The organism is Streptomyces lacaronensis (genome assembly GCF_047337785.1).
Classification (GTDB): domain Bacteria; phylum Actinomycetota; class Actinomycetes; order Streptomycetales; family Streptomycetaceae; genus Streptomyces; species Streptomyces lycopersici.
Genome location: NZ_JBLHDK010000003.1, coordinates 5,798,094 through 5,813,209, shown reverse-complemented (window position 1 = coordinate 5,813,209; position 15,116 = coordinate 5,798,094). Strand labels below are relative to the sequence as shown.

Here is a 15,116-nt window from a genome sequence, read left to right as displayed (position 1 = left end):
CCACCACTTCACACTCCGAGCCGGAGGGCTCCATGCGCGTATCTGTCATGCCCACATCCAACAGCACGGCCGCCCCCGCCGTCTCCACCGCCGATCTGCGCAAGTCGTACGGCGACAAGACCGTCCTCGACGGCATCGATCTGCGCATCCCGGCCGGGTCCGTGTTCGCACTCCTCGGACCGAACGGCGCCGGCAAGACCACCACTGTGAAGATCCTGTCCACCCTCATCGCCGCCGACGGCGGGCAGGCCCAGGTCGCGGGCCACGACGTCGCCACATCACCGGACGGAGTACGCGCCGCGATCGGCGTCACCGGGCAGTTCGCCGCGCTCGACGACCTGCTCACCGCCGAGGAGAACCTTCTCCTCATGGCCGACCTGTTGCGCTTCGGCAAGCGCGAGGGCAGGAAGCGGGCCACGCGACTGCTCGAGCGGTTCGACATCGCCGACGTCGCGAAGAACCGCGCCGCGACCTTCTCCGGCGGCATGCGGCGCAGGCTCGACCTCGCCATGACGCTGGTCGGCGACCCCCAAGTGATCTTCCTGGACGAGCCGACGACCGGGCTCGACCCGCGCAGCCGCCGCACCATGTGGGACACCGTGCGCTCGCTGGTCGCGGGCGGCACCACCGTCTTCCTCACCACCCAATACCTCGAAGAGGCCGACCAGTTGGCCGACCGGATCGCCGTGCTCGACGGCGGCCGGATCGTCGCCGAGGGCACCGCCGACGAACTCAAGGCGCAGATCCCCGGCAGCCATGTGCGACTGCGGTTCACCGAGCCCGCCGAGTACGAGCGCGCGGCCGCCGCCTTCCCCGGAGCGGCCCGTGACGACGAGGGCCTCGCCCTGCGCGTGGCGGGCGACGCCGGTATGGAGGCGCTGCGAGCCCTGTTCGACCGGCTCGACGCGGCCGGAGTCCGGGCCGCCGACTTCTCCGTGCACACCCCCGACCTCGACGACGTGTTCCTCGCCCTGACCGGCGACGGCACCGCCGCCACTCCGCTTCACGTCAAGGAGACCCAGCGATGAGCACCCTCAGCTACGCCGTGCACGACTCGATGACGATGCTGCGGCGCAACCTCAAGCACGCCCTGCGCTATCCCGCCGTGTCCCTGGGCCCGGCCATGATGCCGATCCTGATGCTGCTGCTCTTCGTGTACGCCTTCGGGGACTCGATCGGCGTCGGCATGGGCGGCGGCCGGGACGCGTACCTGGAGTATCTGACGCCCGGCGTCATCATCATGGGTGTGGCCGCAGGCGCCATGTCGACCTCGATCGCGGTCTGCCAGGACATGACCGAGGGCATCATCAACCGCTTCCGAACCATGAACATCACACGCTCGTCGTTTATGACGGGCCATGTCATCGGCAGCGTCATCACGACGGTGGTGAGCCTGACCCTGGTGGTGGGCGTGGCGCTCGCGCTCGGCTTCCGCCCGGACGCGAACCCCCTGGAGTGGCTGGCGGCGGCCGGGCTGATGGCGGCCATCGCGTTCGCGGTGGCCTGGTTGTCGGCGGCGCTCGGCCTGATCTCCAAGACGGTCGAGTCGGCGAGCAACAAACCGCTGCTCATCCAGTTCCTGCCGTTCCTGGGCTCGGCGTTCGTACCGGCCGACTCAATGGCCCCGGGCCTGCGCTGGTTCGCCGAGAACCAGCCGTTCACGCCGATGACCGAGACGCTGCGCGGCCTGCTCACCGGTTCGCAGATCGGCAACAGCGGCTGGATCTCGCTCGCCTGGTGCGCCGGTATCACCCTCGTCGGCTACATCTGGTCGCGCTCGCTGTTCAACAGCACCACCAAGCACTGAAAGCCCCCCTTCTCGATCTCGTACCCGCGCCACGGCGGAGGGCCCGATACACACAGGGCCCTCCGCCGTGGCGCAGCGGCGACCACGGGCGGCTTCTGAACCTCTCCACGAGAACGGCCCCTGGCGGCAGCGCCGACGCCCGCGCCGGCGGCGTTCGTCGTCATTCGTCCGTGATGACCACCTTCCCGAAGTGCCCCCGCCCCGCGAAGTACCGGTACGCGGCGGGCGCCTCGGCGAAGGGGAAGGCGCGGTCGACGACGGGGCGCAGGCGGTGGTGCTCGATCGCGCGGTTCATCTGCTCGAACATCTCCCGGCTGCCCACGAACATCCCCTGCAGCGTGACGCCCTTGAGCAGCACCGAGGACGGGTCGGCCCCGCCGTCCCGGGACAGTACGCCGATGAGGCTGATCCGCCCGCCGACGCGTACGGCTTCCAGTGACTGCGGCAGGGTGCCCGCGCCGCCCACTTCCACGACGTGGTCGACGCCGCCGCCGGTGGCCTCGGCCACCACGCGGCCCCAGTCGGGGGTGCGGGCGTAGTTGAGGCCGTCGGTGGCGCCGAGCGAGCGCAGCCGCTCCAGCTTGGCGTCGTCGCTGGAGGTGGCGAGCACTTTCGCCCCGCCGAGCGCGGCGAACTGGAGGGCGAACAGGGACACTCCGCCGCTGCCCAGGGTCAGCACCGTCTGGCCGGGGGCGAGTCCGCCGGTGGCCGCCACCGCGTGCCAGGCGGTCACGGCGGCACACGGCAGCGTCGCGGTCTCGGCGAAGTCGAGCTGCGCGGGGGCGGCGACCAGGGCCTCCTGGTCGAAGAGGACGTACTCCGCGAGCACCCCGTCCGTCGGGCCGCCCAGCGCGCCCGCCGTCTTCCGCGCGGTGGGCGGTCCGGAGAGCCAGCCGGGCATGAAGATCCCGGCGACCCGGTCGCCCTCCCGCCACCGGGTGACCTCGGAACCGGCGTCCACCACCTCGCCCGCCCCATCGGACAGCGGTACGACATCGGGCTTCAGGGCACGTCCGTACGCGTCCGACGCGATCATCAGATCCCGGTAGTTGAGCGACCAGGCCCGCATCCGGACCAGCACCTCGCGCGGCCCGGGGGCGGGCACCTCGCGCTCGTCCAGCCGGAGGGCGTCCAGGCCGGTGAGGCGCGGCAGGTGGTAGTAGCGCGTCTTCATCACACCGTTCCTTTTCTCACGTTCTCACGCGGTTTCTCACGCGGTCCGCGGGATCGGGACGGCCTGGCCGCTGACCCGTGCCCGGGGATCGTCGGGCGTGATGTCGAGCAGGAGGTCGCTGGGGCGGCCCATGTCCTCGCCCTGGCGGATACGGATCCTGGTCTGGCCGTCGACCAGGCCGAGTACCCGCAGATAGCCGCCGAAAGCGGCGGCCGCGGCGCCAGTAGCCGGGTCCTCGACCACTCCGCCGACCGGGAACGGATCACGGGCGTGGAAGGCCACGTTCCCGGTAGAGCCGTCCGCCGTCTCGCGCCACACCAGATGCACCGTCGTCCAGCCGCGCCGCCGCATCACCGCGTCCAGCGCGTCGAAGTCGTAGTCGAGGTCCGCCAGCCGCTCGCGGGTGGCGGCGGCGATGACGAGGTGCTCGTTGCCCGCGAAGGCGACATGCGGGGGCAGGGCCGGGTCCAGGTCGTCCGCGGACCAGCCCAGCGCCGCCAGCGTCGGCTCGATCTCCGTGCCCGGGTCGGCGGGGCGCGAGCGCGTGGGAACGCTGGTGAGCGTGGCGCGGGGCGGGCCGTCGCCGTCGGCCGTGGTCTCGACCCGGATCTCGCCCGAGGCCGTGTCGAAGACCAGCTCACCCGGGCCGTCGCGCTCGGCGAGAGCCACGGCCGTGGCGATCGTGGCGTGTCCGCAGAACGCGACCTCGGCGAGCGGGCTGAAGTACCGCAGCCGGTAGCGGCGCGCGATCTCGTCCCGTTCGGTGATGAACGCGGTCTCCGAGTAGCCGACCCGCGCGGCGATGGCGGTCATGGCCGCGTCGTCGTCCGCGACGGCCGCGGCGTCGAGGACCACACCGGCGGGATTGCCGCCGTCGGGATGGGTGGTGAAGGCGGAGTAGTGCAGAACGCCGATGTCTGGGGTGGCCCCGGTGGTGGACCTGATGGCGGGCGCCGTGGGTTCCGTGGGTGCGGTCATGCCGTTCACGGTTCCACCGCACCCGATATCGCGTCCAACGATTCCTTTCGCTGGAGTCGATCGAGAAATCCAATGGGAGCAGGCCGGAGGCCACCTATCCTGACCCTCGTGGACACACGACTCCTGAAGACGTTCGCGGCCCTGGCGAGAACCGGCAGCTTCACCGCGACCGCCACCGAGCTCCACCTCGCCCAGTCCACCGTCACCGTCCAGATACGCACCCTGGAACGGGAGCTGGGCACCCGCCTCTTCGACCGGCTGCCCTCAGGCACCCTGCCGACCAGCGCCGGACGCCGATTGCTGACGGAGGCCGAGGAGGTCCTGGACGCCGAGGCCCGGCTGCGCGCGGTGGCGGCGGCCGGGAACGGCGACGGCGCGGACGGCGCGGTGGAGGGCCCGGTCGCCCTCGGCGCGGGCGAGTCCCTGTGCGCCTCGCACCTCCCCCGCGTGATCGCCTCGCTGCGCCGCAGCCACCCCGGTATCGACCTCCACCTCCACCCCGCGGGCAGCGCGGCGGCCGTCGAGGGGCTGCGTACGGGACGGCTCGACCTCGTGCTGCTCCTCGAACAGGACGTGACCGACGCCGACCTGGTGGCCCGCCCCATCGCCCGCGAACCCCTCGTCTACGTCGCCGCCCCCGGCCACCCGCTGGCCGGACGCGAGGCGGGCTGGGACGAACTGGCCGGGCAGAGCTTCTTCGTCCACGAGCAGGGCTGCTCCTACAGCGACCACCTCGTCCGCGCCCTCCTCGCCCTCCCCGGCCCGGCACCGCGCCTCACCCGCTTCGGCAGCATCGAGGCCGCCCGCGCCTGCGTCGCCGCGGGCCTCGGCCTGACGCTGCTCCCCCGCGCCACGGTGGAACGCCATCTCGCCGAGGGCCATCTCGCCGAGGTTCACGGCCCGGCCATCCCCCCGGTGCCCGTCCAGCTCACCCGCCACCGCCGCCGCTGGACCAGCCCGGCGGCGCGGGCGGTGGCGGACGAGCTGACGCGGCTGCTCGCGACGTGAGCCATACGCAAACCGGCCGTCCAAACCGGCCGTCCAAACGGCCGTCGGACGAGGCGAGCCGTACGTCAGGTCAGGGGGCGGAGCCCCGGTTGTGGGAAGGGGCGGGGAGGGGAGCAGCCCGCCGCAGGCGTACGCGTACCGCCGGACACCCGCTAACGAACCTCGACCGCGCCGTCGTCCGCCCCGCCCCGCCGCTTCGGCTCGTCGCCCCGCTTCGGCTCGTCCTCCGCGCCCGGGGCGCCCATGTTGCGCCGTACCGCGTCCAGGATGGTCAGCCCCTGGCCGACCAGACCCGCCGCGATCTCGCCCAGCCCGTCCGCCCCGTTGAGGACGTTGACGTTCGCCCCGGAGAGCCCGGAGGCGGCCTCCTTGACGATCTGCGGCAGTTGGTCGATCAGCATGCGGTCGAGCGCGACCCGGCCGTGTGAGGCCGCGGCCTCGGCCTGGATCTTCATCCGCTCCGCCTCGGCCAGCGCCACCACCCGGATCCGCTCGGCCTCCGCCTCCGCCGGTTTCACGATCTCGGCCACCAGCTGCTGTTGCCGCAGATCGGCCGCCCGCTGGGCCAACTCCGTGCGCGCGGAGAGCACTTCCTGCTGTGCGTGCGCCTCCGCCAGCGGTCCGGCCTGGGCGGCATGCGCCTGGGCGCGGTCCACCTCGGCGTTGTACTGGGCCTGCACCACCGCCGTCTGCCGCGCGTACTCGGCCTGGTTGCGCGCCGCCTCCTGCTCCGCCTCGGCCGACGCCTGGCTGGCCTGCGCCTGGGCGATCTGGGCCTGCCGCTGGATGGCGGCCTTGTGCGGGGCGGACATCGCGTCGATATAGCCGGTGTCGCCGTCGTCGATCGACTGGATCTGCAACGAGTCCACGATCAGACCGATCTTCGCCATCTCCGCCTTGGAGGTGTCCAGCACCTCGGTGGCCAGCTTCTGCCGCTCGGTGATGAGCTCCTCGACCGTCATCGAGCCGATGATGGACCGCAGATGACCCGCGAAGATCCGCCCCGTCAGCACCGCCATCTGCTCCTGGTCGGAGAGGAACCGCTGGCCCGCGTTGACGATGGACTCGGTGTCGTTGCCCACCTTGAACGCGATCACCGCGCGCACCGTCAGCGTTATGCCCTGCCGGCTGACGCACTTCTCCGCGACCTCGGCCTCACACATCGCCAGCGTCAGGAAGCGGACCTTGCGGAAGACCGGAAGCACGAACTTGCCGTGCCCGGTCACCACGCGAAACGGCGCACCCCCATGTCCACGCCTGCCACCCGAGATCAACATCGCCTGGTCGGGTGCGGGCACGCGGTAACCGAACATCCTTCGTCTCCTCAACCGGCGCCGCCGGCCCCGCCGGACGACGCGTTCAATGGATCGGTCCACTCGATGACGTCGACCTGGCGGGAGCCGCGGAAGTCGATCACGAGGACGGACGCGCCTTGCGGCAGCGGGTCGGAGGACCAGGCGAGGAACGTCTCCGAGCCGCCCCTGACGCGCACCAGGACCTCGCCGGGACCACTGGCACCACGGGTGCCGAGAAGCAGCACCCCGGTGCGACCGATCACAGGATCATCCGGTGTCATGCGGCAGCCGCCCCCCGTCGTTCCGCTGCTGAAATCCGACGTTAGACCGTTTTCCCGGCGCCGGATACGGTTGTGCGCAGCGGGGATCGGGTGAACCGCCACCCGCGTGGGCGGCCGCTACGAGGTGGCGTCCTTGGCGTCGGTGTCCTCGGCGTCGGTGTCCTTACCGTCGGTGTCCTTGGCTTCGGTCTCGGTCTCGGCCCCGGCCCCGCCGTCCTCCGAGTCCTCGAAGTACGCGTCGAGGACCGCGTCCAGCTCCGCCGTCCATTCCTTGAGGAGCTTGCGGGCCGGTGCCTCGACGTCGGCGGTGTACCAGCGCCGGTTGGTCGTATAGACGGTGATCCCGAAGCGCTTGCCGAACCGCGGGGTGTCGACCTCGACCGCGCCGATCTCGTCCCACCCGAACTCGGCCTTCTCGCCGTCGAGTTCGAAGGTGACCCCTCGGCGCCCGGCTCGTATCGCACCGCGCCGGTCGGACACCTCGAAGACGGCCCCGCCGTCCTCGTCCGCGTCCTCGGCCTCTTCGTCGCCGTCCGCTTCCCCGTCGGACGCGACGACGTCCTTCGGCGCGTCCGCTTGGCCGTCGGACTCCGCCTCGGCCTCGACGCCCTCTTCCTCGCCGAGTTCGTCGAGCTCGTCGAGCTCCGGCTCGTCCTCGGCGGTGATTTCCTCCGGCGGTCGCTCCGCCGCTGCCTTGTCCGGGGCGTCCTCCTCCTCATCGGCAGGGCGCGGGGATGTCAGGCCGGGGATGTACCCCGGATCCGTCCCGGCGGTGTGCATGGGCGGGATGATCGGTCCAGTGCTCTGCTCCACGGCCGGAAGTATTGCCGATAAACCTGTGCCGACGACAGGCAGCCCCGGGGCCAATCGAGCCGACGCGGGAAAGCCGCAGGTTACGCGGAGCCGATTTCGGCGCGGGCCGTAGCGGTCGCCCGGCGGATGCGCCCCTTTACTGTACCTTTACTATGCATGTGGGGACACTTGACCTACAAGCGCCCTCCCAGCCCTCTCCCAGCGACGTAAGGAGCACCGGACCCGCAATGGGCGAACCTCCCAGTACCACCCGTGCCACACCCCGCCCGCCCCTCACCAGAGCACCCCTCATGGGGCAGACAGGACTGGCACGGTGACCGAGATCCTGCTGCTTCTCCTCGCGCTGGCCCTCACCCTCGCCTGCGCGCTCTTCGTGGCCGCCGAGTTCTCCCTCACCACCGTCGAACGCGGCGCCCTGGAGCGCGCCGCCGAAGCCGGTGAGCGCGGGGCCGACAGCGCGCTGACGGCCGTGCGCCGGCTGACGTTCCAGCTCTCCGGGGCCCAGCTGGGCATCACCGTCACCTCCCTGGTGATCGGCATGCTCGCCGAGCCCTCGCTGGCCGTCCTCCTCGAAACCCCGCTCACCGCGACCGGCCTGCCCGAGGGCGTGGCGTCGACGGCCGCCGTGGTGCTGGGCGTGGCCGTCTCCACGGTGGTGCTGATGGTCGCCGGGGAGCTGGTGCCCAAGAACTGGGCCATCTCCCGCCCCCTGCACGTGGCCAAGGCGGTCGCCTCCCCGCAGCGCGCCTTCACCGCCGCCTTCGCCCCGCTGATCCACCACCTCAACAACACGGCCAACCGCCTGGTGCGCCGCATGGGCCTGGAGCCCGCCGAGGAGCTGGCCTCCGCCCGTACGCCGGACGAGCTGGTCGCGCTGGCCCGCCACTCGGCCGCCGAGGGCGCGCTGGAGCAGGACGCGGCCGAGCTGTTCGTCCGCACGCTCCACCTGGGCGAGCTGACCGCCGAGAACGTGATGACCCCGCGCGTGGACGTCCAGGCGCTGGAGGCCCACGCCACCGCCGCCGACGCGGCCAACCTCACCCTGGCCACCGGGCGGTCCCGCTTCCCCGTCTACCGCGACACCCTGGACGAGGTGGTCGGCACCGTGCACATCCGCGACGTCCTCGCCCTGGACGCCGCCCGCCGCGCCACCACCCCCGTCACCGACCTGGCCACGCCCCCGCTCCTGGTGCCCGACAGCCTCCCGGTGGACCGGCTGCTGGACCGGCTGCGCCGTGCGCACACCATGGCCGTCGTCATCGACGAGTACGGGGGCACCGCGGGCATCGCCACCCTGGAGGACATCGTCGAGGAGATCGTCGGCGACGTCCGCGATGAACACGACACCGACGAGCCCCCCGGCCTGGTGCCCCTCGGCCCCGGCGCCTGGGAGGCGGACGGCGGCGTACGGCTGGACGAGCTCACCGGCATCGGTCTGGCCGCCCCCGAGGGCCCGTACGAAACCGTCGCGGGCCTGCTGGCCACCGCCCTGGGGCGCATCCCGGCGGCCGGGGACACCTTCGAGACGGACGACGGCTGGCAGCTCACGGTCCTGAAGGTGGACCACCACCGCGCCGACCGCCTGCGGATCACGGAGGCCGCCGAGGCCGTCCACACCACCCAGTCCCCCGAGACCGTCCACACCACCCAGTCCCCCCAGGCCGCCCACACCACTGAGTACCCCGAGGCCGCCCGATGACCGTTGTCCAACTCACCATCGGCGCCCTCACCCTCCTCACCAACGCCTTCTTCGTCGGCGCCGAATTCGCCCTGATCTCCGTGCGCCGCAGCCAGATCGAACCGCGCGCGCAGGCGGGGGAGAAGCGGGCGCGCGGTGTGCTGTGGGCGCTGGAGCACCTGTCCGCGCTGATGGCCACCGCCCAACTCGGCATCACCATCTCCTCCCTCGTGCTGGGCGCGGTCGCCGAACCGGCCATCGCCCATCTGCTGGAGCCCGGCTTCGACGCCGTTCACGTCCCGCACGCCCTGGTGCATCCGATCGCGTTCGTCATCGCGCTCACGGCGGCCACGTATCTCCACATGCTCATCGGCGAGATGGTCCCCAAGAACATCGCCCTCGCCGCGCCCGAGCGCACCGCGCTCCTCCTCGGCCCACCGCTGGTGGCCCTCACCCGCCTCCTGCGCCCCGTCGTCTTCGGCGTCAACGCGTTCGCCAACGCGCTGCTGCGGCTGCTGAAGGTCGAGCCGAAGGACGAGGTCGAGTCGGTCTTCACCGACGATGAACTCATCCGGCTGGTACGGGACTCCAGCGACGCCGGGCTGCTCGACAAGTCCGGCGGCCGACGGCTGCGCGACGCCCTGGAACTGGGCACCCGGCGGGTCGGCGACATCCTCGTCCCCCTCGACGAGATGGTCACCGTCGACCACCGCGTCACCCCCGCCCAACTGGAACGCACGGCGGCCGCCTCCGGCTGCTCCCGCCTCCCGGTCACCGGACCCGGCGGCGCCATCCTGGGCTATCTGCACATCAAGGACACCCTCGGCATCGCCGACCGGGACCGCCCCTTCCCTCGCAGCGCCGTCCACACCGTCCCCCGCGTGCGTGCCGACACCCCGCTGGACGACACCCTCACCACCATGCGCGCCACCGGCGCCCATCTGGCCGCCGTGACGGCCGACACCGGTGCGGTCCTGGGCTTCGTCACGATGACGGACGTCCTGGACGAACTCGTGGGGATGTGAACCGCGCCGCTCAGGACGACGGCCGGACCGACCAGGGACGTAACCGCGCCGCTCAGGACGACGGCCTGCCCGACGGCCGGACCGACGGATGAACCGACGGACGGTCCGGCCGTACGGAGAACGCGGTGTCCCCGGCCGTCGCCACGATCGCGTCCTTGACGAGCACCACCCTCGGCTCCGCGTCCTGCGCCGCCGTCCCGGGGTCGTTCAGCGCGGCCGTGCGCCACGCCTCCTTGCCGTCGTCCACGGCCAGCGCCAGCAGACGGCCGAAGCGGTTGGCGAAGTACAGCTGCCCGTACCGCTGGGACAGCACCGGCTCGGACAGGCTCTCCGTCTCCGTCGCCCGCTGCCACAGCTCCCGGCCGCTGTCCGCCGCCACCGCGGTGACCGTTCCATTGGGACGGACGAAGTAGACGGTGCCGTGCAGCAGGGTCGGCCTGCCGAGCACGGGACGCCGCAGCGGGATCCGCGTGATCTCGCCGGTGCGCGGATCCACCCGCACCATGGCGTTGTACGGGCGCTCGTACCCCGAGTCGTACACCTCCTTCGCGGTCTGCGGGATCAGGAACAGCGGCTTGCCCTTGACCGCGCCGAGGGTCAGCGCCTTCCGCGGGAGGGTGGTGAGGTGCTGCTGCCCGCCGTCGGGCGGCTCGAGCCGCAGCAGGTCGTACGGGCCCTCGGCGGCCAGGCCGTCGGAGCTGGTGGGTGCGCACAGGCCGTACGGTGCGCCGCCCAGCGTCGTCGGCTCGCAGAACTTCCCCTCGGGTGCCGGCGACTGCCACAGCCGCGCCCCCGACGGTCCGTAGGCGACGAGCTCCCGGGCGTCCGGCGACAGCGTCAGTACCCCGCCGCGGAACATGCGCACCGAGGCGGAGTCGCTGATGCTCCGCTCCCATCGCTGCTTCCGGGTGGCGACGTCCAGGGCCACCACGAACCGCTCGCCGTCCCCCTCCGACTCCCGGTAGGTGTAGACGATTCCGTCCCGCACCCCGATGGGCCGCGCCAGCTGGGGGCGGGTGCCCCACCGCCACTGGACGTGGCCGGTGGCGGCGTCGACCCTGGCGACCGTGAACCCGCTGCCGCCGCAGTACAGGGTCCGGCCGTCCTCGGGGGCGCATCCGGGCTCGTCGTAGACGAGGGGCGGCCCGTCGGTCCCGACCCGCAGTTCCGTCCGCCACGGCTGCCAGCCCTTGGGGAGCGAGGCGGGCTGCTGGGAGTGCGCGGCGTCGGCGGTGGCGGACGCATCGCCCGACGAGTCCGTCATGTCCGGGGCGAAGACCGCCGCGGCGACGGTCAGCCCGGTGACGGCCAGGGCCACCCCGGCGGTGGTGACGACGAGCCGCCGCCGGGCGCCTCGCCTCGGTACGGTCCGCCGGGAGGCGGGCGGCTGGGGGTCGTGGGTCGGGGCGGGGTCGTGGGCGTGGGCCGGGGCCGGGGGGACGGGAGGAGGGGAAACGGCGGCCGTCGCGGAACTTTCGGCAGCCGAAGGGGAAGCCGCCGGGGAAGCCGAAGCCGCCGGGAAGTCCGACAGCTCGCGCAGCATCCGATGCAGCTCGTCCAGCTCCGGCCGGGCCTCCGGCTCCTTGGCCAGACAGCGCTCGGCGATGGGCCGCAGCGGTTCCGGGACCCCCTCCAGCGTCGGATGCTCATACATCACCTGGTAGCCCGACAGATAGGGGCTGTCCGACTCGAACGGGCTGCTGCCCCGCGCCGCGAACACCAGCAGCGAGCCCAGCGAGAAGACGTCCGACGCCCCCGTGACGCCCCGAGGGCTGCGCAGCTGCTCCGGCGACATGAACGGCGGGGTGCCGAGCACCCGCCCGATGGTGACGGTGAGCGTCTGGCTGTCGACGGCGCGGGAGATGCCGAAGTCGATGACGCGCGGACCGTCCTCGGCCATCAGGATGTTGGCGGGTTTCAGGTCCCGGTGCACCACCCCGGCCCGGTGGATGTCGCGCAGCGCCTCGACCAGCCCGAGGCCGAGCGTCCGCAACTCCCGCCCGCTCAAGGGGCCGTTCCTCCGTACGACCTCGGAGAGGGTTCGCCCCGGTACGTACAGGGTGGCCATCCACGGCCGGTCGGCCTCCGGATCGGCGTCCACGACGGGGGCGGTGAACGCCCCGCTCACCCGGCGCGCCGCCGCGACCTCCTGCCGGAAGCGGGTGCGGAACTCCTCGTCCTGCGCGTACTGCTCATGGATCAGCTTGATCGCGACCTGCCGCCCCGAGGCCGCATGCCCGAGATAGACGACTCCCATGCCGCCCGCCCCGAGCCGGTCGAGCAGGGCGTAGCCGCCTATGGATTCCGGATCCCCGGTGGCCAGCGGCATCGCCGATCCCCTCTCCCGCGCCTCTCCCGCGCTGTTTTTTCGCGTCTCGAACGGCCCTACCGAAGACCTACATTAGGTCGGCGGGGGCCTCGGCGGACCATGCGGTCCAGGACGTGGCGGAACGGTGATGTGCGCCACGGTGGCGCACGAGGGTGAACGGGCCGGTGCGGGCGGGGAAGTTCTGTTAGCGGCGCGTTAGCGGAACGGTGTCGGGACGGCAGTGGGACGGCAGCGGACCACGGAAAGCTCATGGCCATACCGAGGGCCGGTGCGGAACACCGGCCGGACCGCCCACCCATTGGGGGAGCCCGCCATGAACGTCACCGCTTACCGCCGCGGCCGCACCGTCCGTACGATCGCCGCCTCCATCGTGGCCGCTGCCGCCCTGAGCCTGACCGCTGCGTGCGGCGGGGGCGGAGACGGAGGCTCCGACAACGCGGGCAAGGCGAACTCGTCGGCCACGGCCCACGCGTCCGCCACCGACGAACAGGGCGCGGACAAGGCTGAGACCGGCAAGGAGAACCAGGCCGACAAGGGGAGCCAGGCCGACAAGGGGAGCCAGGCCGACAAGGGGAGCCAGGCCGGCCAGGGGAGCCAGGGCGGCGAGGAGGGCGGTGCCGCGGGCGTCAAGGACGCGAAGTCGCAGTCCCAGAAGTCCGGGGGCGGCTCCGAGGCCGAGCCGGTCGGCGACTGCGACATCAACAAGACGGTCATCACCGTTCAGAACGTCAAGAGCCCCATCAACCACATGCTGCTCAAGGCGACCAACAAGGCCGGTGTGGACTGCAAGCTGGTCGGCTACCCGAGCCTGAAGTTCGGCGCCAACGCGCAGGCCGCCACCCCGGTGAACGAGGACAGCAAGCCGCAGGCCGTGGTCATGCTCGCCCCGGGCGAGAGCGCCTACGCGGGCATCACCACCTCCGCGGCGGACGGCTCGGGCTACGAGGGCGGCGATGTCGACTCGCTCGAGGTCTTCATCGACGGCAGCGAGGACCCCAAGCCGGTCGAACTGCCCGGCGGCTCGGTCTACGTCGACAGCGCGGCGAAGGTCACGTACTGGCAGACGGACGCGCAGACCGCCCTGAGCTGGTAACGCGCGCACAAGCACCCTGGTGCCTTATGGGACACATACATGAACACTGTCTTGCATAGAAGACAGCTGTCCCTGGAGGATGAGGTGGCGCCGCCGACGCGGCGCACAGGCAAAGGCACAGGGGTGGGGAACGGATGGGCATCGGCTCCGCGGCGCTGCTGGTGTCGGCCGGTGTGGCCTCCGGGCTCGCCGGTTCGATCGCGGGGCTGGCCTCGCTGTTCAGCTATCCGGCGCTGCTGGCGGTAGGACTGCCGCCGGTGGCCGCGAATGTGACCAACACGGTGGCGCTGTTCTCCAACACCGTCGGCACCGCGGCCGGATCCCGCACCGAACTCCGCGGCCAGCGCGACCGCCTCCTCCGGCTCGCCGCCATCGCGGCACTGGGCGGCGCGGTCGGGGCCGCACTGCTGCTGGGCACCCCGTCCTCCGCCTTCGAGGCCGTCGTACCGTGGCTGATCGCCCTCGGCTCGGTACTGATCCTGGTCCGCGACCCGCTCCGCCGGCTCATGGCCTCCCGCCCACACCCCCTGGCCCACACCGCCCGCCCCACGCTCCCACTGGCGTGCGCGGTCCTGCTGGTCGGCCTCTACGGCGGCTACTTCGGCGCGGCCTCGGGCGTCCTGATGCTGGCAGTGCTCTCCCTGACGGCCACGGAACCCCTCCCGGTCACCAACGCCGTCAAGAACATCGCCACCGGCGCGGCCAACGTAACGGCGGCAGTCGCCTACGTAGCCGTCGCCCCCGTCAACTGGCCCGCCGCCCTCACCCTCGGCCTGGGCGCCCTCCTGGGCAGCTGGCTGGGCCCCCTGGCCGTCCGCCGCCTCCCCGAAACCCCCCTCCGAATCGCCATAGCCCTGGGCGGCCTCGGCCTGGCCATCTCCCTCTGGCACTGACCCCGCCATCGGCCCCCTGGCCGCCGTACCGCTGGCGCGTCCGCCTCCTCGCGGACGAATGGCCCACGGTGCGGGACGCCCTGCTCGCCCGAGTCGCGGCGAGGCATGTGGCGTGACGCGGCGCGGCGTGCGGCCTGAAAGGCGGCCCGCCGCCAGGGGACGGGAGCGCATTACCTCGGACGTAATCGCATCGAACCGCTGCGCTGGGCAGCATGGTGATCGCTCCCCGCAAGGTTTCCGATCGGAGGGACCACCATGTCCTTGGCCGTGCCCATGACCACCCGCGCTCTGGTGGAGGAACTGCTGCGCCGCATCGGTGAGGGCGACCCCGAGCGGATCGCCGAGCTGTACGCCGAGCGCAGTGACTGGAAGCTGGACTGGCCGGAGGGCGAGCACGGCCGCGCGGCCACCCCGTGGATTCGGCATCGGTCCAGCCGCGCGGATGTGGTCGACCACTTCAGGGAGTTGGCCCGGCACCATGTGCCCGGGGAAGCGGCCACCGAGATCGAGCGGATTCTCGTCGACGGCGACGACGCGGTCGTGCTGGGCGAGATCCGCCAGACCGCCCGGTCCACCGGGCGCGCCTACCGTGCGCGGTTCGCCCTGCATCTCACGCTCGAGGACGGCCTTGTCACCCGGCACCACGTCTACGAGGACAGCCTCGCCGTCGCCCAGGCATTCGACGTGCCGCAGGCATGACGCGCAGGCATGACACATACGCGTGACGCGCAGACATGATGCC

14 protein-coding genes are annotated in these 15,116 nt (G+C 72.1%); 8 read left to right on the top strand and 6 right to left on the bottom strand.

Features of this window, described 5'->3' with window-relative positions:
- The first annotated feature begins 47 nt into the window (after nucleotides 1-47).
- On the top strand, nucleotides 48-1,028 hold the full coding sequence (locus tag ACMTAK_RS25190) for an ATP-binding cassette domain-containing protein (protein WP_413812982.1): 981 nt from the start codon (nucleotides 48-50) through the stop codon (nucleotides 1,026-1,028).
- Nucleotides 1,025-1,807, top strand: a complete 783-nt coding sequence (locus tag ACMTAK_RS25185; protein ID WP_413808308.1) for an ABC transporter permease — start codon at nucleotides 1,025-1,027, stop codon at nucleotides 1,805-1,807. The genes ACMTAK_RS25190 and ACMTAK_RS25185 overlap by 4 nt, the downstream gene beginning before the upstream one ends.
- Before the next feature lie 160 nt (nucleotides 1,808-1,967).
- On the opposite strand, the gene ACMTAK_RS25180 is transcribed toward ACMTAK_RS25185, so the two are convergent.
- Nucleotides 1,968-2,981, bottom strand: a complete 1,014-nt coding sequence (locus ACMTAK_RS25180) for a zinc-dependent alcohol dehydrogenase family protein (protein ID WP_413808307.1) — start codon at nucleotides 2,979-2,981, stop codon at nucleotides 1,968-1,970.
- 36 nt (nucleotides 2,982-3,017) lie between these two features.
- Nucleotides 3,018-3,959, bottom strand: a complete 942-nt coding sequence (locus ACMTAK_RS25175; RefSeq protein ID WP_413808306.1) for a PhzF family phenazine biosynthesis isomerase — start codon at nucleotides 3,957-3,959, stop codon at nucleotides 3,018-3,020.
- 108 nt (nucleotides 3,960-4,067) lie between these two features.
- Between ACMTAK_RS25175 and ACMTAK_RS25170 the strand changes: the two genes are divergently transcribed.
- Nucleotides 4,068-4,967 (top strand): LysR family transcriptional regulator, encoded by a 900-nt coding sequence (locus ACMTAK_RS25170; protein WP_413808305.1) that lies wholly within the window; start codon nucleotides 4,068-4,070, stop codon nucleotides 4,965-4,967.
- A 152-nt stretch (nucleotides 4,968-5,119) separates the two neighbouring features.
- On the opposite strand, the gene ACMTAK_RS25165 is transcribed toward ACMTAK_RS25170, so the two are convergent.
- The 3 genes from ACMTAK_RS25165 to ACMTAK_RS25155 all read right to left on the bottom strand — a co-directional run bounded on the left by ACMTAK_RS25165 (nucleotide 5,120) and on the right by ACMTAK_RS25155 (nucleotide 7,356).
- Nucleotides 5,120-6,280 (bottom strand): SPFH domain-containing protein, encoded by a 1,161-nt coding sequence (locus ACMTAK_RS25165; protein ID WP_413808304.1) that lies wholly within the window; start codon nucleotides 6,278-6,280, stop codon nucleotides 5,120-5,122.
- Nucleotides 6,281-6,291: 11 nt separating this feature from the next.
- Nucleotides 6,292-6,543 (bottom strand): hypothetical protein, encoded by a 252-nt coding sequence (locus ACMTAK_RS25160; protein ID WP_044572350.1) that lies wholly within the window; start codon nucleotides 6,541-6,543, stop codon nucleotides 6,292-6,294.
- Between the two features lie 117 nt (nucleotides 6,544-6,660).
- Nucleotides 6,661-7,356, bottom strand: a complete 696-nt coding sequence (locus tag ACMTAK_RS25155; protein ID WP_413808303.1) for a hypothetical protein — start codon at nucleotides 7,354-7,356, stop codon at nucleotides 6,661-6,663.
- 313 nt (nucleotides 7,357-7,669) lie between these two features.
- Here ACMTAK_RS25155 and ACMTAK_RS25150 point away from each other — a divergent pair, with 313 nt between their 5' ends.
- Both ACMTAK_RS25150 and ACMTAK_RS25145 read left to right on the top strand, forming a co-directional pair.
- The gene (locus ACMTAK_RS25150; RefSeq protein WP_413808302.1) at nucleotides 7,670-9,055 is read left to right on the top strand and encodes a hemolysin family protein; all 1,386 of its coding nucleotides are present in this window, start codon (nucleotides 7,670-7,672) and stop codon (nucleotides 9,053-9,055) included.
- Nucleotides 9,052-10,059 carry a hemolysin family protein gene (locus tag ACMTAK_RS25145; RefSeq protein ID WP_413808301.1) on the top strand — a complete coding sequence of 336 codons (1,008 nt, stop codon included), beginning with the start codon at nucleotides 9,052-9,054 and terminating at the stop codon, nucleotides 10,057-10,059. Before ACMTAK_RS25150 ends, ACMTAK_RS25145 begins: the two co-directional genes overlap by 4 nt.
- Nucleotides 10,060-10,111: 52 nt before the next feature.
- Here the strand turns inward: ACMTAK_RS25145 and ACMTAK_RS25140 are convergent, their stop codons facing one another.
- Nucleotides 10,112-12,388 carry a protein kinase domain-containing protein gene (locus tag ACMTAK_RS25140; RefSeq protein ID WP_413808300.1) on the bottom strand — a complete coding sequence of 759 codons (2,277 nt, stop codon included), beginning with the start codon at nucleotides 12,386-12,388 and terminating at the stop codon, nucleotides 10,112-10,114.
- Nucleotides 12,389-12,701: 313 nt separating this feature from the next.
- Here ACMTAK_RS25140 and ACMTAK_RS25135 point away from each other — a divergent pair, with 313 nt between their 5' ends.
- From ACMTAK_RS25135 to ACMTAK_RS25125, 3 genes are all read left to right on the top strand, one after another.
- A complete protein-coding gene (locus ACMTAK_RS25135; protein ID WP_413808299.1) occupies nucleotides 12,702-13,481 on the top strand; it encodes a DUF4232 domain-containing protein in 780 nt (259 codons plus the stop codon).
- Nucleotides 13,482-13,615: 134 nt separating this feature from the next.
- A complete protein-coding gene (locus ACMTAK_RS25130; RefSeq protein WP_413808298.1) occupies nucleotides 13,616-14,374 on the top strand; it encodes a sulfite exporter TauE/SafE family protein in 759 nt (252 codons plus the stop codon).
- A gap of 255 nt (nucleotides 14,375-14,629) precedes the next feature.
- On the top strand, nucleotides 14,630-15,073 hold the full coding sequence (locus ACMTAK_RS25125; protein WP_413808297.1) for a nuclear transport factor 2 family protein: 444 nt from the start codon (nucleotides 14,630-14,632) through the stop codon (nucleotides 15,071-15,073).
- The last annotated feature ends 43 nt before the right edge of the window (nucleotides 15,074-15,116 follow it).